Consider the following 20,756-nt stretch of genomic DNA (forward strand, 5'->3'; position numbering starts at 1 on the left):
GAATATGGCAGGAGAAAAAAAGAAAAGGGGATTCGCCGAGCGATTCCTCAATGGGATTGAAACTGTCGGAAACAAGCTTCCGGACCCAGTTATTTTGTTTGCAGCCCTTGCAGTCCTGATTATCATTGTTTCAGCTATTTTCAGCATGTTTGATGCGACCGTTGTACACCCGGGAACAGGCAAGGAGATGCCAGTCAAAAACCTGGCATCGGGAGAAGGTTTACAGTATATCTTGACATCCATGCTCGAGAACTTTACTGGATTTGCGCCGCTGGGTCTCGTCCTTTCCATGATGCTTGGGATTGGCCTAGCGGAGAAAGTCGGCATGCTGGATTATGCGATCAAGAAAACCATTTTAAAATCACCGCCGGCCTTAATCACCTATTCTGTTGTATTTGTCGGTATCATGGGAAATATTGCTTCAGATGCAGCGATGGTTCTTATTCCTCCGCTTGCCGCAATGGTCTTTTATAAAGTTGGCCGCAATCCAATTGCTGGTTTGGCTGCAGGATACGCAGCAGCGGGTGCAGGCTTCACGGCAAACCTGCTGATTGCAGGCACAGACGCCTTGCTGGCAGGCATTTCGACAGAGGCCGCGCAGATCATCAATGATGATCTTGTCGTAACACCGGTCGATAACTGGTATTTTAATATCGTTTCCGTCTTTGTCCTTACCATCGTTGGCGGACTGATCACAACGAGATTCATTGAGCCGCGGCTGGGCGAGTATAAAGGGGAAGAGGTTGAGGAAGCTGTATCCGAGAATCCGCCGAATGCTGGAAGGGCTTTCCTGAATGCCACCATTGCAGGGGCCATATACATTGCCGTGATTATCGGGGCGATCCTGATTCCGGATAGCCCGCTTACCAATGAGGATGGCGGTCTTGTTCCATCTCCATTCCTTGATGGCATTATCCCGATTATCCTGTTCTTCTTTATCACCGTCGGTACCGTGTATGGAATTACAGTTGGAAAGATTAAGAGCAGCAGGGATCTTTCCCATTACATGGCTGAATCGATGAAGGATCTATCATCTTATATTGTCTTGATCTTCGCCATTTCACAATTTATCGCTTACTTCAGCTGGTCCAATATTGCGACATGGGTTGCGGTGAACGGTGCAGAATTCTTAAAAGATATAGAGTTCACCGGAATCGGGCTGATCCTTGCCTATATTGTCTTCACGGCAGCACTCAACTTCCTGATTACCTCTGGTTCGGCAAAATGGGCTCTTGAAGCGCCGGTTTTCGTGCCAATGTTCATGCAACTTGGCTACCATCCTGCCTTTACACAGGTGGCTTACCGTGTGGCGGATTCATCCACGAATATCGTGACTCCGCTGATGCCATATATGGTGATCACGCTGTCATTCATGCAAAAGTATGACAAAAAAGCTGGAATCGGGACATTCATTGCCTTGATGCTTCCTTATTCGATCAGTTTCTTGCTGACCTGGATCATCATGATTTTAATCTTTGTCTTCTTTAATATTCCGTTTGGGCCTGGAATCGGTCCTTATCTCTAATAGCAGCCAGGATGTGATAATAGATGGATAACATTGAAAGTAAATTAATCGAATGGCGCCGCGATTTTCACCGCTATCCTGAAGGAGGCTTCCTGGAAATGAGGACAGCTTCCATTGTTGCTTCAATCCTTGATGAACTTGGCTATGAGCTTGCCATGGGCAAAGAGGTGATGTCAGAGGCACATTGCATGGGAAAGCCTGAAAAAGCAGAGATAGTGGCGCACTATCAGTGGGCACTTGAAAATGGAGCGAAAAAAGAATATATCCAACCTTTTTCAGAAGGGTTTACCGGCATTGTGGCCACAATGGATACGGGGAAGGAAGGGCCGACCACCGCAGTGCGTGTGGATATGGATGCCTTGGATATAAATGAATCAAACGAAGACAGCCATGTTCCGCAAAGGGAGGGATTCAGATCCATCATTCCATCTAAAATGCATGCCTGCGGCCATGATGCCCATACAAGCATCGGGCTGGGACTGGCAGAATTGATTGCTGGGAATAAGGACAGCCTCAAGGGTAAAATCAAATTGATCTTCCAGCCGGCAGAGGAGGGAACCCGTGGCGCGCGTTCGATGGTGGAGGCAAATGTTGTGGACGATGTCGATTATTTTATCGCAATTCATGTTGGCATAGGAGTACCAGATGGGCATTTTGTTGCTTCAAAGAATGGATTTTTAGCCACTTCTAAACTTGACATTACTTTTAGAGGAGTTGCTTCACATGCTGGTGGAAAGCCGGAAGAAGGAAAAAATGCGCTGCTGGCAGCTGCTTCAGCTGCATTGAATATATATGCCATTCCACGGCACTCAGAAGGGGCGACCCGTATGAATGTGGGGGAAATGCATGCTGGTTCCGGCCGTAACATCATTGCTGACAAAGCATTTTTAAAGGTTGAAACACGCGGGGAAACGACGAAAATCAACGAATACGTCAAGTCCCAGGCGGAAGCCGTAATCGCCGGGGCGGCTCAAATGTTTGGGGTAGATTACGAGATCGAGACTGTAGGCGAGGCAATCAGTGCCAAAGGGTCGACAGAACTGGCGGAGGTCCTGCATGCTTGTGCACAGGAATCCCCATATTTGAAAAAGAGCATCCTTGAAGACCATTCTTCTGCAGGTTCAGAGGACGCAACCTTCTTCATTGAAAGAGTACAGCAAAACGGCGGGCAGGCAACCTACTGTGTGTTTGGAACAGAGCTTGCAGCCGGCCATCACAATGAGAAATTTGATTTCAACGAAAGTGCCATGATGGCAGCCATTAATGTCCTTTTTGAATCGATCAGGGAATTAAATGGGAATCAAGAATGAGGCAGAGAGATCTGCCTCATTTTTCAATCTTGCAAAAGAATGGATCGGGGAAAATGCAATCAGCTCTTAAGTTCCTTTGGTGTTAAAATAGAAGTGGTGACACTTGTCAATAAACCATTCCTCTTCCTGGAGAATGAAGTGAGGGATTAGGCTGCGGAATATGGGAGAGCCCTTGGGTTTTAAAGCACTTTTATTAAAAAATGCAGTCCTGCCATGATGTCATGAACATGCCGGTAAAATGGCCAGCAGAACTATTATTCATTCCGTGCCGCAATGGCATTAGCCACCACCAAGAAAAGACGTCATACTTGAAGACATACAAATGGGGACAGGAATGATCGCGCAATATATAGAAAATGAAGCAAGCATATAAAGAGAAGCAGGTGAAAAAGAATGAAAATCCGCGTAGGGGTAGTGGGTCCAGAGGACTCTGTCGGGCATATACTCGCACAGGGTCATGAACATGAAGGGCTGGAAATGATCCCGTACATTTACAAAGAGACGAAAGAAACAGAAGAGATCATTAGGGAACATGAAGCAGATACCGATTTGTGGTTTTTTTCAGGGCAAGCCCCATACTATTATGCCCGTTCTAGAGGATTGATCAGTGAAGAAAATGCCCAGTATCCCCCACTGTACGGCTCAAGCTTGCTGGGCATCCTCCTTGAAGCATATATAAAGACAGGCGGATTTAAAAATGCCAGCCTGGATACCATTAAGCAGTCAGAGCTGGACGCACTGAGAAACACCTATTTTTTAGGCGATTTGAACATTTATTCTTATTCTTATGATGAATATAAACCAGCAAAGGAAATCATCGGGTTTCATCAAAAGTTGTATGAAGAAGGAAAGACAGAGATCGCGTTTACCTGTTTACAGGAGGTATGCGAGTCGCTGAAGGAAAAGGGGATTCCTTGTTACCGTGTCATTCCCTCTCCAATTGCCATTAAGCTGGTTTTACGCTATTTAAGGGAAAGAGGCCAATCCGATTTTTATAAGAGATCACAGATTGCCATCATGGGCCTTGAAGTCATCCATTCAACCAGTTCCCTTGAAGAGCGGTATTTCACTTATGAAATGAAACGGCAGGAATTGGAGATTAAGCAGGTAATGCTTGATCACGCTGAAAAAGTGCAAGGATCATTTGTCCAAATCGGGGACGGATTGTTTTTTATCTATACGACTAGAGGAGAAATGGATATCCATTTTCAGGAGTCCTCCGTGTACTCGCTCATAAATGAAGCGGAAATCAATAGCAAGCTGAAGGTCCGGATTGGAATTGGATACGGACTGACAGCATACGACGCAGAACAAAATGTCAGGCTTGCCCTTCAGTATGCCAGAGATCATCATTCATCCACGGTGATCAGTGTCGATGAAAAAAAGCAGATTCAAGAACACAACGAGGAAAGCGGAAATCTGAATCTATCCTTCGGGCAGCGTAAATGGGGTGAGGAATGGGAAGAACGGTTCAAAGATGCAAAGATTAGCCTTGCAGTCGTTGCCAAAATCGAATACCTTGCAAGACATTACAAAAAAAACAACGTGACAGCTCAGGAAATTTCGAGATGGCTAAAAAGAACCGAACGCAATTCCAGAAGGATCCTTGCCGAACTCGAGCGGCTCGGGTTGGCGAAGGTTGTCGGAGAGGAACAGCCTGGCCAGCGTGGAAGGCCGCGTAAAGTGTACGAGCTGTTATTGTAGGATTTCAAGCGAACGGCTGATCATGCAGAAATGAAACGGAATGGAATTCATGACTAAGAAAACAGACAGGGAGCATGAAAGCCCACCTGTCCGTTTTTCTTAGTTCTATTTTTCCAAAAGGTCAAGATATTGGCTCCTGACTAAATCCGTTAACCCCAATTGATCCAGGTAGCTGACTGGGGCGAGGAAGGTAACCGTAACCACACCTGGATGGCGCCCGATTTCGATGGAACCTGTAATGGTGGCTCTGTTCATGACTTCTGGCACGGATATCCCGAAAAGGTCAGCAGCACGTTTCAAGCCATTTTCAGTTGCTTCATTCAGGTTTGCCCCGGTGCCAACGAAAGAGATCGGCAGTGATTCTTCCAGTTTGCGGACACCCCATTGTCCGGCAACATTCAGTGCCGATTCCTTTTCTTTTTTCGTAATTGGTTTTGCCAGGTAAGGAAGGTCCTCGCCGACAGGAAGCAGGATCGGACCTTCAATGTCCAGCCCTTTCAAGACGATTGTCTGCAGGGTGACAATGCCTGCAACATCCGCTGTATGGCCTGCGATCTCCCCGTCCCCTTGCATCGCATGCATGTCCCCGATATAGACTCCGCCGCCTTTTACTTTAACAGGACAAATCAGGATCGCTCCTTCCCGGACTCTGTTAATGTCCATATGGCCATCGGTGCGGTCTTGAAGCTGCTCTTTTGTAATGCCGTATTCGTGAGGAGCATCAATCAGGAATTGGCCAAAGTCTCCCGCGTTATGGGAATCTGGCAATGCCCTCCCAGGAGTTGTGCCCAGCTGGCCAAGAAACGGACGCAGCCTTGCGACCGTGCCGACAAGATCATGAGGGGCGAAGGCTACAATCGGATTCTGAACCGATTTTTCCGGAGTGTTCATAAAGGAACGTCCTTGCATGGCGGCTTCTTCCGCCGCTTCCTTATGCAGGGTCACACCTACCTGTCTGTTGGAGTCGAACGCAATCGTATAGCCATTTGTAAAGACAAAAGGAGTGACATCCGTGTCGCATTTGCTGCAGCGAACTGATTCTGGGCCAGTGCCGACAACTTTAGTATCAGGGTAAAGCTCTCCGCAGCCAGGACATTTTACGGCAACAAATGGATCTCCAACAAACCTGCCTTCGACCGGCTTATCATTTCCCGATGAAGTGCCGAGGGAGGTGACCTGGATGGATTTTATCCTGATCGCGACCGCATCCCCAACTTCCGCTCCTTCGACAAACACCGGCTTTGTTACCTCATGTCCCCCTCGGATGCAAGGTGTGATCATCGGGCCCCAACACCCTGGTGTTGTGTTGGCAATAATGTGGCCGCCATTTTTTACAGGACCAAGCATCTCCTGTTCCGGATCAAGAATACCATTTGTAAATTCATTCACATAAACCGTTTGCTGAGCTTCTTTCACAACTATTCATCCTTTCCGAATTTTTTGTTCCTTCCTTCATTATAGGCTTATCTGCTTAGTTATACCATGAAAACGTTTTCAATATAACGCGTTACCCAGACAAATTTCCTATGATGCATCTGATCGGTTTGTAGTGAATTTCTTATAGTCGTTGAAATATCAATACTAAAAGAGGGTTATGTGGGGTTATGTATTGTATACACCTCCAAAGGGAGTGCATCCTGCGCTTGCGTTACCTTTCACTGCTTCCAGCGTCTCCAAAGGGAGTGCATCGCGCTCATTCGTTACCTTCCACTGCTTCCAGCGTCTCCAAAGGGAGTGCATCGCGCTCTTGCGTTACCTTTCACTGCTTCCAGCGTCTCCAAAGGGAGTGCATACGGCTCATGCGTTACCTTTCACCACTTACAGCGTCTCCAAAGGGAGTGCATCCTGCTCATTCGTTACCTTTCACCACTCCCGGCGTCTCCAAAGGGAGTGCATCGCGCTCATTCGTTACCTTTCACTGCTTCCAGCACCTCCAAAGGGAGTGCAACCTGCTCATTCGTTACCTTTCACTGCTTACAGCGGCTCCAAAGGGAGTGCATCCTGCTCTTCTGTTACCTTTCACTACTCCCGGCGGCTCCAAAGGGAGTGCATCCCGCTCATGCGTTACCTTTCACTGCTTCCAGCAGCTCCAAAGGGAGTGCATCCTGCTCATTCGCTACCTTTCACCACTCCCGGCACCTCCAAAGGGAGTGCATCCTGCGCTTTCGTTACCTTTCACTGCTTCCAGCAGCTCCAAAGGGAGTGCATCCTGCTCATGCGTTACCTTTCACTGCTTCCAGCACCTCCAAAGGGAGTGCATCGCGCTCATGCGTTACCTTTCACTGCTTCCAGCACCTCCAAAGGGAGTGCATACGGCTCTTGCGTTACCTTTCACTGCTTCCAGCACCTCCAAAGGGAGTGCATCGCGCTCTTGCGTTACCTTTCACTGCTTCCAGCGTCTCCAAAGGGAGTGCATCCTGCTCATTCGTTACCTTTCACTGCTTCCAGCACCTCCAAAGGGAGTGCAACCTGCTCATTCGTTACCTTTCACTACTTACAGCACCTCCAAAGGGAGTGCATCGCGCTCATTCGTTACCTTTCACTACTCACAGCACCTCCAAAGGGAGTGCATCCTGCTCTTGCGTTACCTTTCACTGCTTCCAGCACCTCCAAAGGGAGTGCATCCTGCTCATTCGTTACCTTTCACTACTTACAGCACCTCCAAAGGGAGTGCATCGCGCTCATTCGTTACCTTTCACTACTCACAGCACCTCCAAAGGGAGTGCATCCAGCGCTTGCGTTACCTTTCACTGCTTCCAGCACCTCCAAAGGGAGTGCATACGGCTCATTCGTTACCTTTCACCACTCACCGCGTCCCCAAAGGGAGTGCGTCGCGCTCTTGCGTTACCTTTCACCACTCACCGCGTCCCCAAAGGGAGTGCATCCTGCTCTTGCGTTACCTTTCACTGCTTCCAGCACCTCCAAAGGGAGTGCATCCTGCTCATTCGTTACCTTTCACTACTTACAGCACCTCCAAAGGGAGTGCATCGCGCTCATTCGTTACCTTTCACTACTCACAGCACCTCCAAAGGGAGTGCATCCAGCGCTTGCGTTACCTTTCACTGCTTCCAGCACCTCCAAAGGGAGTGCATCCTGCTCATTCGTTACCTTTCACCACTCCCGGCGTCTCCAAAGGGAGTGCATCCTGCTCATTCGTTACCTTTCACTACTCACAGCACATCCAAAGGGAGTGCATCCCGCGCTTGCGTTACCTTCTACTGCTTCTAGCACCCCCAAAGGGATCGCATCCTGCTCTTGCCTTACCTTTCACCACTCACCGCGTCTCCAAAGGTGTTCGCGATCATTCTCCCTAGACGATGGATTCTTTTGAAAGGGTTGTTTTCTAAAAGATTGTTATTTTCGGAACCATTCAGTTCGAAAAGATTGATCGGTATGGAAGGTGCGGTAATCCGGCATGATCGGCTGGGAAATTGAGATCCCACGCAGGGGAGGCTCAACCCGCCCCGAGGAAAGGGGCAGCCTGGAGCAGCAATTACCGCAACAAAGTTTACGAAAATAGCTTTTAAAATAATTGTCGTGGGGACTAAGTTTCACCCGCTTAGCTTATAGTGAAAATGCTCCTTTGGTGGATGGCATGGTGCATTTTTTACTGAAAAGGAAAGGGGGGAATAAACGAATTAAGACGTTTCTATATTCTGTATACTTTTGCTATTCCGCCTATTTAGCAAACGCTTCCATGTGAAGAGTTTCACATGTATAATGAAAGTGTAGAAAGTTATTACCCTAGTGGGAGGAATCATGATGTTTACCGATTTTATTTTTGAAGTGAAGAACTGGCTGTTTGGTGACATGTATCCTGTAGAAGAGATGAATGAGTTTGAAAGGATTGAGTCTAAGCATACCAGGGTTCATCATGATCAGGACATCCATGAGACCATTCGCGTTCATTAATTCGATTTCCAAGAAGCCTTCCTTGCGGTAAGGCTTCTTTTTTTATTGCCGTGCTGCAAGTATGGATATTTATGCTAGAATGTTTATAATGCTTGTCGGAAGGCTTGTGGCAGGATAGATGTTTCGGATCGGCGAAGCCATTTTAAACAGCAATCCATTTGCTGTCGTCCCGTTTCATTCTTGTCGCTGCAGGGGTATTGGGATTGGCGGAAACGTGGATGGGGTAACCGCGTGCACAGCGTGATTTGCTCTGGTTCGTATTAGGCTGATTTAGGACTTCTGCCATTCCGCGCTTTTTTCCATAAGCTCATTTTCATTAAGCGGGATCGGATTCCGTTGTTCTTGGGATCCTTATTGCCGCAAGTTTAGTCCATAGCGTTTATGCCGGTTGTTTAAAAGCGGTAAAAAACATGAAGGGAAGGAGGTACAAATCCAATGAAAAAACTCAGCAATTTTCCATATCTGCTTTTGGTTGGAGCTTCATTGTTCTGGGGCGGGAATGCGGTGGCCGGGAAGTTCCTTTCCGGTGCTCTCCCTCCAGTGACCATTTCCTTCATCAGGCTGGCCATTTCGGTTCTCATAGTTTCCCCTTTTTTGATCAGGCTATTCAAGGAGGAAATGCCTGCTTTCAGGAAACACTTCAAACTGCTTTTGTTCCTGTCGATTACAGGGGTCATCGGCTTTAATCTCTTGCTGTACTGGGCCCTCAATTATACGACGGCCATTAATTCGGCTTTGCTGAACAGCACGAGTCCTCTATTCATTTTCCTCCTATCCTTCTTATTGATTGGTGACAAGTTGGAACTGAAGGATTTTGCATCACTGGCTATTTCTTTTACCGGCGTCCTGTTTGTTATCACGGAAGGATCAGTCGAGCGGCTAGTGTCCTTGCAATTCAATACTGGTGATTTGATTATGGTGCTTGCGGTTATTTCGTGGGCTTTATACTCAATCTTCATCAAAAAAATATCCGGGAAGCTGTCTTCCTTTGCCATTTTTGGTTTCACCTTGACGATTGGCTTCATCCTGATGATTCCGGCAGCTGCGATCGAGCTATCCTACGTTCCGGTGAAGGGAATCGATACGGGAGAGTGGCTGGCATTGTTCTACATAGGTGTCTTTCCCTCAGTCTGTTCGTTCTTGCTCTGGAACCGCGCGGTCGCCCTGATCGGTCCCGCAAAGTCCTCCATCTTCCTGAATTTGATTCCCGTTTTTGGGGCAATGTTTGCTTTTTTCTGGCTTGGAGAGGTGATTACAGTTCCGCAGATGGTTGGAGGACTTCTTGTATTTTCAGGGCTTTTCATTTCTTCTTTATCAAAAAAGAGGTCAGTGCAAATGGTGGAAGAAACCAAGGGATATTGAGGGGGAATACTGATGTATGAAGAAGGCTGCATCGATGTCAAAGGCGGAAGAGTCTGGTATGAATACTATAATAAAGGTGCTGAAGGGATTCCGGTAATCGTTCTCCATGGCGGTCCGGGATCGTCAACTTATTCGATGAAGGGATTGAAGGAGCTGAGTGCCGATCGGCCGGTAATCCTTTATGATCAGCTTGGCTGTGGGAAATCGGAAAGGCCGGACGACCTTTCCCTCTGGCAGCTTGAACGGTTTGTGGAGGAACTTGGTCAGGTGAGGGCAGCTTTGGGACTCGGAAATGTCCATCTTCTCGGTCATTCATGGGGAACGACTCTTGCAGCATCCTATGTACTGGAAAATCCAGAGGGCGTCAAGAGCGTCGTTTTTTCCAGCCCCTGCCTGAGTGCGCCTTTATGGGAACAGGATCAGAAGCGGAATATCAAAAAGCTTCCGCAAGATATCCAGGAAACCATCCTCCGCTGCGAAGCTGAGGGCACAACTGATTCAGAGGAATTCAAGCGGGCAATCAAGGTTTTCAGCAAGGAATTTGTCTTCCGCGGAGAAATGGACCCTAAGTGGAGGCAAGAGGGCGCGAGCTATCGGAATCCGGTCGTTTATGAGACCATGTGGGGTCCATCTGAATTTACCGTGCAGGGAAATTTGAAAACATTCGATTGCACAGACCGTCTGAATGAGATTGTCTGTCCGACGCTCTATGCATGCGGCCGCTATGACGAGGCAACGCCGGAAACAACGAAGTATTACAGCAGCCTTACTCAGGGCTCCAGCTTCTATGTCTTCGAGAACAGCGCCCATATGGCCTATATCGAGGAGCCGGAGGAGTATCTATCGGCAGTGGGTGGGTTTTTGCGCAAGGTCGACCATGCAGGTTGCAGCATTCGCTGAAAGCAGTGCTGCTGTTTGACATGAGCGTTTGTTTTCGCCATCACCGATATTCATCAATCCGATCCTGACGTTGGTTAGTTATTATGGAAGCAAGTAGATCACAGAAAAATAATTCAGTGTATTCCCAGTTTTTTTAAAGAAAGCTGTGACATGAATTAAAAAACGAAACTATCTTTCTCCCTTTTCCGTATTAAAAGTTACAAATATTTGTAAAAAAAGCGACCGAAAAAAAGGAAGGGGAGGAAAAAGGCATGTTTCAATCTGTCTCTGTGATCGTGTTGTGTGGCTATGTCTTGTTATCCCTGTTATTGATACCTATGCAATACTTGTACATTAAAGAGTTAAGGAAATTGGAAGAGGAAAGAGTGCAACAAGGAATCACCCAGAATGAACTATACGATAGAATGCCCTTTGAAAGACAACAGTTGCATTACAATGCACAAGGCAATCCATTATTTATCTTAGCCAATCTATTTGCAACAGTCCTATATAAAATAAAGAACAGAAAGTGAATCCCAACCTTCCTTCGGCGGCTTACCGGCAGACCGATAAAAAGGACTGAGCTGCCTATCGAAAAAGGTGATTGCCTTTTCACTTAGGGTTACCCAAATGCCTGATAGAATCAATCATATCGTTTTCCGCTGCAAAAAACAGAGTGCCTCTGGCACCCATCAATGGCCCCAGCCTTCAAGATGAAAGGGGACTCTTGCTAACCCACCGGATTGATGAATGCAGTCGCAGCAAATAAGTACGGATCGGCATTTTCAGCATTCCGACCGACACGATGCAATTCTGGGAAGCTGCTTGTTTTAAAAGAATTATTTATAAAATTGGCAAAAAGATATACCGTTCGTTTTTCATTCGTGTATAATAAACAGCAGCGGAAAATTTCATAGATTAAGGATCTGGTGTCTATCAATCTATCTTTAGCTGGATTGAAGACTTAATAGGGAAGTTGGTGAAATTCCAACGCGGTCCCGCCACTGTGAATGGGAGCTTTAAGCATCGGCCACTGTACGTATGTATGGGAAGGCGCTTGAAAGCAATGACCATGAGCCAGGAGACCTGCCCGATTCTTCGCACCATCAAACCTACGAGGATAGGAGGTGTTTGGCTGGATTCTGGCATTTTTCCAGGAAACCGATTCAAACATCTCCATAATGATGGAGGTGTTTTTTTAATTTTCAGGAATGGAACTACATAAGGAATGATGAAAACAGAATGTTGGAGGAATGTCGGATGAAGAAGCTGAATGCATTATTAATTGCTTTATTGGTGGCGGTTTTTGCCCTCGCTGGCTGCGGGGATTCAACTGCCGGTGAACCGAAGGATAACAAGGAAAAACAAACAGCTCAAGAAGAAAAGAGCGTATTCCCGGTAACGGTCACGGATGCCCGCGGCCAGGAAATCTCCCTTGATTCGAAGCCTGAAAAAATCGTTTCGGTCATCCCAAGCAACACAGAAATCGCGTATGAATTGGGTCTGGAGAAAGAAATCGTCGGTGTCTCCGATTTCGATAACTACCCGGAAGAAGTGGCAGAAAAAGAGAAAATCGGCGGACTGGAGTTTAATATAGAGAAAGTCATTTCCTTGAAGCCAGACCTTGTTCTAGGCAATGCATCAGGCATGAATAGTGCCAAGGATGGTTTCAAGCAGCTTGAGGATGCTGGAATCAAGGTGCTGGTCGTGAACGACGCGAAAAATTTTGAAGAAGTCTACGAATCAATCGAAATGATCGGTACAGCCACAGGTGAAAAAGAAAAGGCGGAAAAGCTTGTTGCCGACATGAAGGAAAAAGTTGCTGAAATTGAATCGAAAGCAAAGGGAATCAAGGAAGAAGATAAAAAGTCTGTATTTGTCGAAGTCGCACCCGCGCCTGAGATTTATGCTGCAGGTAAAAACAACTTCATCGACGAAATGCTGCAGATTATTCACGCAGAAAATAGCGTGACCCAGGATGGCTGGCCAAAGTTGGACTCTGAAGCCGTCGTGAAAAGCAACCCTGACGTCATTGTGACGACACACGGCTATTACACGAACGATCCCGTGAAGAACGTGACGAGCCGTGAAGGCTGGCAGGGAATCAAGGCTGTCAAGGAAAACAGGGTCATCGATGTCCATTCTGACAAGGTAACCCGCACAGGGCCAAGACTTGTCGAAGGACTTGAAGAGATGGCAAAGGCCGTTTACCCAGACGTCTTTAAATAGAGTTTTGCTGGATTGAATGAATAAAGATGGCCCGACTGGGATTGAACCAGCCCCAACACGGTTCAAGACTACTAAAACTGGGATTAAACAGGTGCAGGAATTTTCCGCATGGCAGAAGATCGGTATCTTCTGCCTTTTTGTAAAAGCTTTGGTGATTCGGATCCACTAGTATGGGGTCCATCACCGGGAAAGAAGGGTAAAAACATGCCTGAAATGAAAAAAGGAACTTTCACGCAGTCCGGAGGCCTGCCACATTTTGAAATTAATGAGTCCTTCCTGCAGGAGTCGGAGGAATTCATTGCCTTAACGTCACCAATCCCTTTAAAAACGCTATCCTCTGCGGTAGTCGGCTCGGGAACCGGCTTGTACAGTGCCTTCGTGAACAGGCATGTGAATAAGAATTACTGCTGCAGTGACCACCAGCGCGAACTGGCCGAGTATTTACGGAGTCGTGGCTTTGAACCGGAGGAAACGGTGGGCATGATGACGGCTGTCTTCCCTAAGGATGTAAGCTATCGATTCTATGAAGGAAATGGTTTTTCAGTATTGATCGTTGTGACCGCAGGCGTAGGCAACGCGGTCGATGCGTCAAATAGTGACTCGCATCCGCTCCATCTCACTCCGGGAACGATCAATACCTGGGTGTTCGTGAATGGCACCCTGGCTGATGAGGCTTTCGTCCAGAGCATTATGACGGCGACGGAAGCAAAGACAAAGGCTCTGGCTGAACTAAAAGTCATTGACCGGGTGACCGGGACTGTGGCGACCGGCACTTCCACCGACAGCATCTTGATTGCCGCTACACAGAGTGGCAAAGAACTTCCTTACGCCGGAACGATCACAGAGCTGGGCAGGGTGATTGGAAGAGGTGTGTTTACGTGCACACATGAATCCATCAGGAAAAGCATGAAGAGGCGAATGAAATGATCCTCAGTCATCTGGCAGCCCTCACGATTGCAGTCATCCTTGATTTTTTCATTGGCGATCCACCGGACTGGCCTCATCCTGTTAAATGGATGGGCTCATTGATCCATCGGCTCGAGGGGATGTGGAACAAAGGGAAGCATAAAAAAACGAAGGGCATTGCGATGCTTGCAGTTGTTTTGTTTACGGTTGGCGGACTGACTTTCCTGCTGGTATCCTTCTTCTTCCAAATCCATCCTGTTGCAGGAATCCTCGCGGAAGCCATCCTCACATCGACTGCGATTGCCCAAAAAAGCCTTAAGGATGCGGCCATCACTGTATATGTGCCACTGGAAAAAGGCGAGATGGAGAACGCAAGGCAAAACCTTTCCTATATCGTTGGCAGGGATACCGATCGGCTGGATGAACAGGGAATTGTCCGTGCGACAGTGGAAACTGTTGCCGAGAACACGAGTGACGGGATTACCGCGCCGCTTTTCTGGGCGCTTCTCGGTGGGGCACCGCTTGCCTTGATTTACCGGGCGATTAATACTTGTGATTCGATGGTAGGATACAAAAATGAAAGATACCTTGAATTTGGCTGGGCATCCGCCCGCCTTGATGATGCGGTGAATTGGATTCCGGGGAGGATGACCGCAGTCTGTATGCTGATTGGCAAACGGCCAGTATATTTTAGCCGAAACGATGCATGGACAATAGTCCTGCGGGACGCGAAGAAACACCTGAGCCCGAACAGCGGCTGGGGGGAAGCAGCGGCTGCGGCGATCTTGGGTGTGCAGCTCGGAGGCGTGAATTATTATAAAGGCATCGTTTCGATCAGGGCTGTGATGGGAGACGAAATCGTCCCATTGAATAAACAACATATTTTAAAAGTGAATGAGATTGTCGATGCCACAGTGCCAATCTTTTTAAGTCTGTTATGGCTGGGAGGGATGTTGTATGAAATGGCCGTCTCATGGCTCTAATCCTCAATACTTATATGCAGCAATGAAACTTGGGATGCCTGAGGAATACGTGGATTTCAGCGCGAATATCAATCCGCTCGGACCGCCGGCTCTTTTAAAGAAGAATTGGGTCGGGCTATTCGATCGCATCTCAGATTATCCTGATCCAAAGGGAGCTGGACTGAGGCAGAAGATTGCTGTGAAGGAAGGATTGGAGGAAAGCTGGATATTGATCGGGAATGGCGGTGCGGAGCTGATTTCGCTTGTCGGCAGGCTGCTTGCTGGGAAAAGGGCGGTAATCGTCCAGCCAGCCTTTTCGGAATATGAAGAAGCATGCAGTGTCAATGGCTGTGAGGTCCATTATCACCAGCTGGACCTTGGCAGCTGGGAGTTGGAGGAAAGTGTCCTATCGAGCAAACTCCAAAACTCAGATGCTCTCTTCCTATGCAACCCGAATAACCCGACAGGCGTTTATTTTCCGCGGCGAGTAATCCTGCATCTAGTGGAGGAATGCAGGAAGCATGATTGCCTGCTGATCGTGGATGAAGCATTCTACGACTTCGTTCCCGGCTACGAACCAATTGTCCCATACATAAAAGAATATGAGAACCTGCTGGTGATCCGGTCGATGACCAAGATGTTCGCTATCCCTGGATTAAGGCTTGGCTACCTGCTGGCCGCTCCGGAGGTCATAAGGGAACTAGCCCGCTGGCAGCCGCAGTGGGGCATGAATTCAATAGCATTGAAGGCAGGTGAATGGTGCCTTGATAGTGAACAATATATAGCAAGGACCATTCAATTGATTGAATCAGAAAAACAGAGGCTTTTTGACTTTTACAGGAAAAGAGGGCTTAAGGTCTCGCCATCCAAGGCGAACTTTTATTTATTGAAGGATCCAGCACTGGGAGACCAGCTGCCTTTCTTTCAGTTCCTGCTGCAGCAAGGGATCATTCCACGGCATACTATGAACTTTCCGGGACTTGATGGTGCCTGGCTGAGGTTTGCAGTCAAAAGTCCTGAAGATAACAAAAGACTGATGGAGGAGGTGGAAGGATGGCTGGGCAGTCGGCTTTGATTTTCATCAGCGGAGGTGTCCGCAGCGGCAAGAGCAGCTTCGCCGAAAAGCTTGCCATCGATATTGCGGAGCGGTGCTGCGTGCAGCTCCATTATGTTGCAACAGGCCAGTCGAGTGACCGTGAGATGGAGGAACGGATCATCCGTCATAAACAGGACCGCAGGGACAGCGGGCGAAACTGGACGACATGGGAACAGCCAAGGAACCTGGCTGAGCTCTCCAGCTCCTTTTCATGTGGCGATGTGGTCCTTCTTGATTGCCTGACAACTTTGTTGAATAATGAATTTTTCCATGGCGGTGATCGGTGGAGACACGAGGATTTCCAGTTGCAGGTCCATAATGGAATTGCCGGCGCAATCGAAGGAATAGCCGGCAGAACTCATACGCTTATTGTTGTCAGCAACGAGGTACTCAATGGGACGGTGGCGGATCATGAAATGGTGTTCACGTACATGAGGCTGCTTGGCCAGATCCATCAAACGATCGTCCGAAAATCGAAATTCGCCTATATCGTTGAATCTGGGATTCCGATTTTAAAGAAAGGAAGGGAAACCCCGTGAAAGGAATCATGGTACTTGGTACGGCTTCGGATTCAGGCAAGAGCCTGATTGCTACCGCGATTTGCCGTGCCTTCGCCAACGAAGGCATCAAGGCAGCCCCTTTCAAGTCACAGAATATGTCCAATAACTCCTATGTGACCATGGACGGAAAGGAAATCGGGAGAGCCCAGGGTATCCAGGCAGAGGCCGCGGGAATCGAAGCAACCGTCTGGATGAACCCGATCCTATTGAAACCGAAATCCGATCAGCAATCAGAAGTGGTCCTGCTTGGAAAAGCGCAAGAGATTTTGTCTGGCAGGGGATATCGGGATTCTTTTTACGAGAAGGGAATCGAAACGATCCGGTTGGCTCTTGGCCGGCTCGCCGAAGAGTTCGAAGTGGTTGTCATGGAGGGAGCGGGCAGCCCGGTCGAGATTAATCTGAAGGAACGCGAACTTGTGAACATGAAAGTCGCTGAACTCGCGGATATTCCGGCAGTCCTCGTCGCTGACATCGACAGGGGCGGCGTTTTCGCCAGCATTGTCGGAACATTGGAGCTGCTGCCACCGGAAGAGAGGGAGAGAGTGCAGGGAGTGATCATCAATAAGTTCAGGGGCGATCTTTCTTTATTCGAGGAGGGAGTCGAATGGCTTGAAGACAGGACGGGAATCCCGGTTCTGGGAGTGCTTCCTTTCCTGGAAAATCACATGATTGACGGCGAAGACTCCCTGTCTCTTCCGCCATCCGCCTATAAGGACGGACTCGAGATCGTTGTGCTCAAGCCTCCTTATATCTCCAATTACAGTGACATCGAGCCTTTTTATTTCGAGCCGGATGTTTCCATCCGCTGGGCAGCCCGGCTATCTGAAATCGGAAGCCCGGATGCGGTGATCATTCCAGGGACGAAAAGCACAATCCGGGATTTACAGTATTTCAAACGGGAAGGACTCGATAATTGGATGCGGTCCTTTGCCAGGAGGGGCGGCTATATTGCCGGGATATGCGGCGGCTATCAAATGCTTGGCGAGCAGCTGGCCGATCCACTCGGGAGCGATACGGGGTCCGTTCATTGCCGGGAAGATGGTATTGGGATCATCCCTGCGGAGACAACCTTTTCAGCAGACAAAAAGACGGTCAGAACTGTGGCAAAGCTGGTTCCTTCCATTGGCAGGGACATAATCGTGCAAGGCTATGAAATCCATTTGGGAAGGACCGCCGCTACCCACCCTCATGGCGGGCAAAGCCTCCTCCTTTTAGAGGATGGAACTGAGGAAGGGTATTATGGAAAAGACGGACGTGTAATCGGCACTTATCTTCATCATCTTTTTCATAATGATGAATGGAGGAACTGCTGGCTGAACTGGATTCGTGAGGAAAAAGGGCTCCCTTTGCAGGACACGATCCACATCAGGAGCTTGAAGGAGCTAAAGTACGACGAGCTTGCGGAACATTTACAAAACCATCTCGATTGGGAAAGGCTGAAAGAGATTGTCTTCAGCTGGAGGAAGCACCATGAAATGGCTTAATGGATTCCTGATCAATCTGCAGTTTTTCTCATCCATCCCGGTGAACGTTGCTTTGCCGATGGACAAGGAACATCTGGATAAAAGCATCAGGACCTTCCCGCTGCTCGGCCTGCTGCAGGGCGGTATTTATGCTTTCCTGCTTTATGCCGTCCTGGAGTGGACTCCATTCACTTCGCTTGCAGCCGCATTTGCAGTTTGGCTTGCTGCCATCATCCTGACAGGGGGGATCCATCTTGATGGATGGATGGATGCCAGCGATGCGTTTTTTTCCTACCGCAGCCATGAAAAAAGGCTTGAAATCATGAAGGATCCAAGGGTCGGCGCTTTTGGGGTCTTATCCGTCCTTGTTCTGCTGAGCATGAAGTTCTTTTTCATTTATGAGATCGTCCTTAAGATCCAAACAGAAAGCTACCTGCTTGTCGCCATGATCCCTGTTTTCGGTAAGCTTGCGATGGGTTTTCTACTTGTCACCGTAAAACCTGCTAGAAACGAGGGCCTCGGGGTCCTTTTCAGGAATGCCGCTTCAGGAAGGACGCTGCTCATATATCCTGCGTATTTGCTTGTCTATCTTGCGTTCGCGGCGGCTGGCGGCCAGCTGGTGCCTGCGGGATCTTTTATCCTTGCGATAGTCCTTATTGTGCTGTTCTTACGGAAAAAGATCGTTAGTTGGTTTGGCGGCATGACAGGGGACCTTCTTGGCGCCAGTACAGAAGGAGCGGAGGTGTTGCTTTGGATGACATTGTGGCTATTGCACTATTCCGTCATGGGATGACCGTGCAAAATAAGCGAAAAGCATATCTTGGCTGGACGGATTCCCCTCTTTGTCCGGAAGGGAATCTTTGGGAGTGCCCAGAGTACTATGAACATGTTTTTTCCAGTGATCTGGGCAGGTGCCTGGAAACAGCAAAGATCCTTTTTCCCGGTTGTACTCTTGAGGCTCTGACGGAACTGAGGGAAATGAATTTTGGCGACTGGGAGGGAAAGACCTATGAGGAATTGAAGGATGATCGGGCCTATCAAAAATGGCTGCATGCTCCATTCCAGACCAGACTCCCGTGTGGTGAGTCGTTCACCGAGTTTTCTGACAGGGTGGATCAAGGCTTTTCAAAAGTAGCTGCCATTTGTCTCTCCGCTGGCTTGGAACGGTCTGCTGTCGTCACACATGGCGGAGTGATCCGCCATTTGCTGGTCCGGTATGCTCCAGAAGAAAAAGTTTTTTGGGAATGGAGCATCCCTCATGGGCATGGATATGAATTAATCTGGAAGAGAGATGGCCTAAGGAGGGGAGAGCGTTGCATTTCGTTACGGGAGGTGCCTTTAACGGCAAAGCCAAATGGGTCAGGGAAGTCTATCAGCTAGAGAGGGAAAAACATAGATGGATTTCGGCTTATAAGGGAGATTCCATCCAGGAACCAGGACCGGAACCCATCGTTGTTTATGAAGGAGTTGAAGCCTGGCTGGAGCAGCAGGCGACCCAGGCCGGCCTGCAGCATATCAGGGAGGAGTGGCAAGCCAGGCTGGAAGCATTGTCCCAATGGGAAAGGGGGCTAAGCGGGCGGAGGGTTGTCTTGATCGGGACGGATATGTCAAAGGGGATTGTCCCAGTGTCCGCTGGTGATCGTAAATGGCGCGATCTCGCGGGATGGATTTATCAGGATATGGTGGCAGCTTCAGAACAGGCGGATATCATCTGGTATGGAATCCGTCAAAAATTAAAATAAAGAGGTGCTTGAAATGAGGTTGTATACGAGGACAGGAGACAAAGGAAAAACGAGTATCATTGGCGGAAGGGTTGATAAGGATGATGTCCGTGTCGATGCTTACGGGACTGTGGACGAGGTGAACTGTTTTGTCGGCCAGGCCATCACACAGCTGGACCCTTCGCTTTTTGAGGATGTACTGGAGGACCTGGAAAAAATCCAGCATGAATTGTTCGACTGTGGCGGGGATTTAGCGAATGTCTCGAAAAAGCGGGAAAAGAAGCTTGAAAAGCAGTCGGTGGAATACCTGGAAAGGAAAATTGACGAGTTGATCGCGGAGGCTCCGGAGCTTGAACGGTTCATCCTGCCAGGCGGCTCCCCTGCGTCCGCGTCCATTCACCTTGCCCGCACTGTCACAAGGAGAGCCGAACGATTAGTCGTTTCTTTAAAGAAAGCGGATCCGGATGCATCTGAAACTGCGCTTCAATACCTGAACCGCCTATCGGATTATTTCTTCGCTCTTGCGAGGGTCATCAACTTCCGCCTGAATGTCAATGATGTCGAATACGTTCGAAGCGCAAAGGTTTTCAGGGAAGGAAAGCGCAAGGAGGAAAAAGCCGGTGAGCAATAAGAAAATCGCCTGGATTGCGATGCTGACCGCTCTCTCAGCTGTCGGAGCCGCAATCAAGGTTCCTGCCATCATTGGAAGCGTGGCTCTCGATTCATTCCCGGCATTGCTTGCCGCTGCACTCCTTGGCGGACCGGCTGGAGCAGCAGCTGGGGGGCTAGGCCACCTGCTGTCTGCTTTGTTTGGCGGGATGCCTCTTGGCCCGCTCCATTTCCTGGTCGCAATGGAAATGGCACTGCTGGCATTCCTGTATTCCCATTTGTATCGTAAAGGGAGACGTTGGCTGGCTAGCCTTTTGTTCATTGCTGGAAACAGCATTGCCGCTCCCGTTCCATTTATGTTCATCCTGGGGGAAGCTTTTTATCTGGCAATTGTTCCTTCGCTTTTGCTTGGATCAACCTTGAATGCTGTACTGGCGTTTGTGGTCATTCCAAAGATTGCAAGGATCGTGGAAAACACACTTCTGAAAAAAAGGGATATATTGGTAAAATTTAAATAA

At 48.5% G+C, this 20,756-nt stretch carries 19 protein-coding genes and 1 riboswitch; of the genes, 18 read left to right on the forward strand and 1 reads right to left on the reverse strand.

Annotated elements, in window-relative coordinates:
• The first annotated feature begins 4 nt into the window (after window positions 1–4).
• The 3 genes from JJQ88_RS13990 to JJQ88_RS14000 all read left to right on the forward strand — a co-directional run bounded on the left by JJQ88_RS13990 (window position 5) and on the right by JJQ88_RS14000 (window position 4,539).
• A complete protein-coding gene (locus JJQ88_RS13990) occupies window positions 5–1,525 on the forward strand; it encodes an AbgT family transporter (protein WP_210366661.1) in 1,521 nt (506 codons plus the stop codon).
• A 23-nt stretch (window positions 1,526–1,548) separates the two neighbouring features.
• Entirely contained in the window at window positions 1,549–2,835 is a 1,287-nt protein-coding gene (locus tag JJQ88_RS13995; protein WP_210366662.1) for a M20 family metallo-hydrolase, read from the forward strand.
• Window positions 2,836–3,228: 393 nt separating this feature from the next.
• A complete protein-coding gene (locus JJQ88_RS14000; protein ID WP_210366663.1) occupies window positions 3,229–4,539 on the forward strand; it encodes a helix-turn-helix domain-containing protein in 1,311 nt (436 codons plus the stop codon).
• A gap of 105 nt (window positions 4,540–4,644) precedes the next feature.
• Here JJQ88_RS14000 and JJQ88_RS14005 read toward each other — a convergent pair whose 3' ends face one another.
• Window positions 4,645–5,961 carry an acetamidase/formamidase family protein gene (locus JJQ88_RS14005; protein ID WP_210366697.1) on the reverse strand — a complete coding sequence of 439 codons (1,317 nt, stop codon included), beginning with the start codon at window positions 5,959–5,961 and terminating at the stop codon, window positions 4,645–4,647.
• A 2,340-nt stretch (window positions 5,962–8,301) separates the two neighbouring features.
• On the opposite strand from JJQ88_RS14005, the gene JJQ88_RS14010 reads away from it, so the two are divergent.
• The 15 genes from JJQ88_RS14010 to JJQ88_RS14080 all read left to right on the forward strand — a co-directional run bounded on the left by JJQ88_RS14010 (window position 8,302) and on the right by JJQ88_RS14080 (window position 20,756).
• Window positions 8,302–8,451: a hypothetical protein gene (locus JJQ88_RS14010; RefSeq protein ID WP_210366664.1), complete on the forward strand. Its 150-nt coding sequence runs from the start codon at window positions 8,302–8,304 to the stop codon at window positions 8,449–8,451.
• 435 nt (window positions 8,452–8,886) lie between these two features.
• Entirely contained in the window at window positions 8,887–9,813 is a 927-nt protein-coding gene (locus JJQ88_RS14015) for a DMT family transporter (protein WP_210366665.1), read from the forward strand.
• A 12-nt stretch (window positions 9,814–9,825) separates the two neighbouring features.
• The gene (locus JJQ88_RS14020) at window positions 9,826–10,713 is read left to right on the forward strand and encodes a proline iminopeptidase-family hydrolase (RefSeq protein ID WP_210366666.1); all 888 of its coding nucleotides are present in this window, start codon (window positions 9,826–9,828) and stop codon (window positions 10,711–10,713) included.
• A gap of 317 nt (window positions 10,714–11,030) precedes the next feature.
• Complete coding sequence (locus JJQ88_RS14025) at window positions 11,031–11,225, forward strand: DUF3949 domain-containing protein (protein ID WP_246861190.1); 195 nt, start codon at window positions 11,031–11,033, stop codon at window positions 11,223–11,225.
• Between the two features lie 377 nt (window positions 11,226–11,602).
• Window positions 11,603–11,800: riboswitch (cobalamin riboswitch) on the forward strand.
• A gap of 152 nt (window positions 11,801–11,952) precedes the next feature.
• Entirely contained in the window at window positions 11,953–12,921 is a 969-nt protein-coding gene (locus JJQ88_RS14030; protein WP_210366668.1) for an ABC transporter substrate-binding protein, read from the forward strand.
• Window positions 12,922–13,125: 204 nt separating this feature from the next.
• Window positions 13,126–13,848 carry an adenosylcobinamide amidohydrolase gene (locus JJQ88_RS14035; protein WP_246861183.1) on the forward strand — a complete coding sequence of 241 codons (723 nt, stop codon included), beginning with the start codon at window positions 13,126–13,128 and terminating at the stop codon, window positions 13,846–13,848.
• On the forward strand, window positions 13,845–14,810 hold the full coding sequence (cbiB, locus tag JJQ88_RS14040; RefSeq protein WP_210366670.1) for an adenosylcobinamide-phosphate synthase CbiB: 966 nt from the start codon (window positions 13,845–13,847) through the stop codon (window positions 14,808–14,810). The genes JJQ88_RS14035 and cbiB overlap by 4 nt, the downstream gene beginning before the upstream one ends.
• The gene (gene cobD / locus JJQ88_RS14045; protein ID WP_210366671.1) at window positions 14,785–15,864 is read left to right on the forward strand and encodes a threonine-phosphate decarboxylase CobD; all 1,080 of its coding nucleotides are present in this window, start codon (window positions 14,785–14,787) and stop codon (window positions 15,862–15,864) included. The genes cbiB and cobD overlap by 26 nt, the downstream gene beginning before the upstream one ends.
• A complete protein-coding gene (locus tag JJQ88_RS14050; RefSeq protein ID WP_210366672.1) occupies window positions 15,843–16,424 on the forward strand; it encodes a bifunctional adenosylcobinamide kinase/adenosylcobinamide-phosphate guanylyltransferase in 582 nt (193 codons plus the stop codon). Before cobD ends, JJQ88_RS14050 begins: the two co-directional genes overlap by 22 nt.
• Complete coding sequence (locus tag JJQ88_RS14055; protein WP_210366673.1) at window positions 16,421–17,929, forward strand: cobyric acid synthase; 1,509 nt, start codon at window positions 16,421–16,423, stop codon at window positions 17,927–17,929. The genes JJQ88_RS14050 and JJQ88_RS14055 overlap by 4 nt, the downstream gene beginning before the upstream one ends.
• Complete coding sequence (cobS, locus tag JJQ88_RS14060) at window positions 17,916–18,701, forward strand: adenosylcobinamide-GDP ribazoletransferase (RefSeq protein ID WP_210366674.1); 786 nt, start codon at window positions 17,916–17,918, stop codon at window positions 18,699–18,701. Before JJQ88_RS14055 ends, cobS begins: the two co-directional genes overlap by 14 nt.
• Window positions 18,659–19,288: a histidine phosphatase family protein gene (locus tag JJQ88_RS14065; RefSeq protein ID WP_210366675.1), complete on the forward strand. Its 630-nt coding sequence runs from the start codon at window positions 18,659–18,661 to the stop codon at window positions 19,286–19,288. Before cobS ends, JJQ88_RS14065 begins: the two co-directional genes overlap by 43 nt.
• On the forward strand, window positions 19,222–19,650 hold the full coding sequence (locus JJQ88_RS14070; RefSeq protein WP_210366676.1) for a bifunctional adenosylcobinamide kinase/adenosylcobinamide-phosphate guanylyltransferase: 429 nt from the start codon (window positions 19,222–19,224) through the stop codon (window positions 19,648–19,650). Before JJQ88_RS14065 ends, JJQ88_RS14070 begins: the two co-directional genes overlap by 67 nt.
• Before the next feature lie 13 nt (window positions 19,651–19,663).
• On the forward strand, window positions 19,664–20,260 hold the full coding sequence (locus JJQ88_RS14075) for a cob(I)yrinic acid a,c-diamide adenosyltransferase (RefSeq protein WP_210366677.1): 597 nt from the start codon (window positions 19,664–19,666) through the stop codon (window positions 20,258–20,260).
• The gene (locus JJQ88_RS14080) at window positions 20,250–20,756 is read left to right on the forward strand and encodes an ECF transporter S component (RefSeq protein WP_349237140.1); all 507 of its coding nucleotides are present in this window, start codon (window positions 20,250–20,252) and stop codon (window positions 20,754–20,756) included. The genes JJQ88_RS14075 and JJQ88_RS14080 overlap by 11 nt, the downstream gene beginning before the upstream one ends.

It is taken from the genome of Bacillus sp. REN3 (genome assembly GCF_017912555.1).
GTDB lineage: Bacteria > Bacillota > Bacilli > Bacillales > Cytobacillaceae > Mesobacillus.

What these genes read in the sequence shown, in the direction of transcription:
- JJQ88_RS14025 (WP_246861190.1), top strand. Translation starts at nt 11,031, where the DNA reads ATGCAATACTTGTACATTAAAGAGTTAAGGAAATTGGAAGAGGAAAGA.
- cobS (WP_210366674.1), top strand. Translation starts at nt 17,916, where the DNA reads ATGAAATGGCTTAATGGATTCCTGATCAATCTGCAGTTTTTCTCATCC.
- JJQ88_RS14000 (WP_210366663.1), top strand. Translation starts at nt 3,229, where the DNA reads ATGAAAATCCGCGTAGGGGTAGTGGGTCCAGAGGACTCTGTCGGGCAT.
- JJQ88_RS14035 (WP_246861183.1), top strand. Translation starts at nt 13,126, where the DNA reads ATGCCTGAAATGAAAAAAGGAACTTTCACGCAGTCCGGAGGCCTGCCA.
- JJQ88_RS14020 (WP_210366666.1), top strand. Translation starts at nt 9,826, where the DNA reads ATGTATGAAGAAGGCTGCATCGATGTCAAAGGCGGAAGAGTCTGGTAT.
- cobD (WP_210366671.1), top strand. Translation starts at nt 14,785, where the DNA reads ATGAAATGGCCGTCTCATGGCTCTAATCCTCAATACTTATATGCAGCA.
- JJQ88_RS14050 (WP_210366672.1), top strand. Translation starts at nt 15,843, where the DNA reads ATGGCTGGGCAGTCGGCTTTGATTTTCATCAGCGGAGGTGTCCGCAGC.
- JJQ88_RS14030 (WP_210366668.1), top strand. Translation starts at nt 11,953, where the DNA reads ATGAAGAAGCTGAATGCATTATTAATTGCTTTATTGGTGGCGGTTTTT.
- cbiB (WP_210366670.1), top strand. Translation starts at nt 13,845, where the DNA reads ATGATCCTCAGTCATCTGGCAGCCCTCACGATTGCAGTCATCCTTGAT.
- JJQ88_RS14015 (WP_210366665.1), top strand. Translation starts at nt 8,887, where the DNA reads ATGAAAAAACTCAGCAATTTTCCATATCTGCTTTTGGTTGGAGCTTCA.
- JJQ88_RS13995 (WP_210366662.1), top strand. Translation starts at nt 1,549, where the DNA reads ATGGATAACATTGAAAGTAAATTAATCGAATGGCGCCGCGATTTTCAC.
- JJQ88_RS14075 (WP_210366677.1), top strand. Translation starts at nt 19,664, where the DNA reads ATGAGGTTGTATACGAGGACAGGAGACAAAGGAAAAACGAGTATCATT.
- JJQ88_RS13990 (WP_210366661.1), top strand. Translation starts at nt 5, where the DNA reads ATGGCAGGAGAAAAAAAGAAAAGGGGATTCGCCGAGCGATTCCTCAAT.
- JJQ88_RS14010 (WP_210366664.1), top strand. Translation starts at nt 8,302, where the DNA reads ATGTTTACCGATTTTATTTTTGAAGTGAAGAACTGGCTGTTTGGTGAC.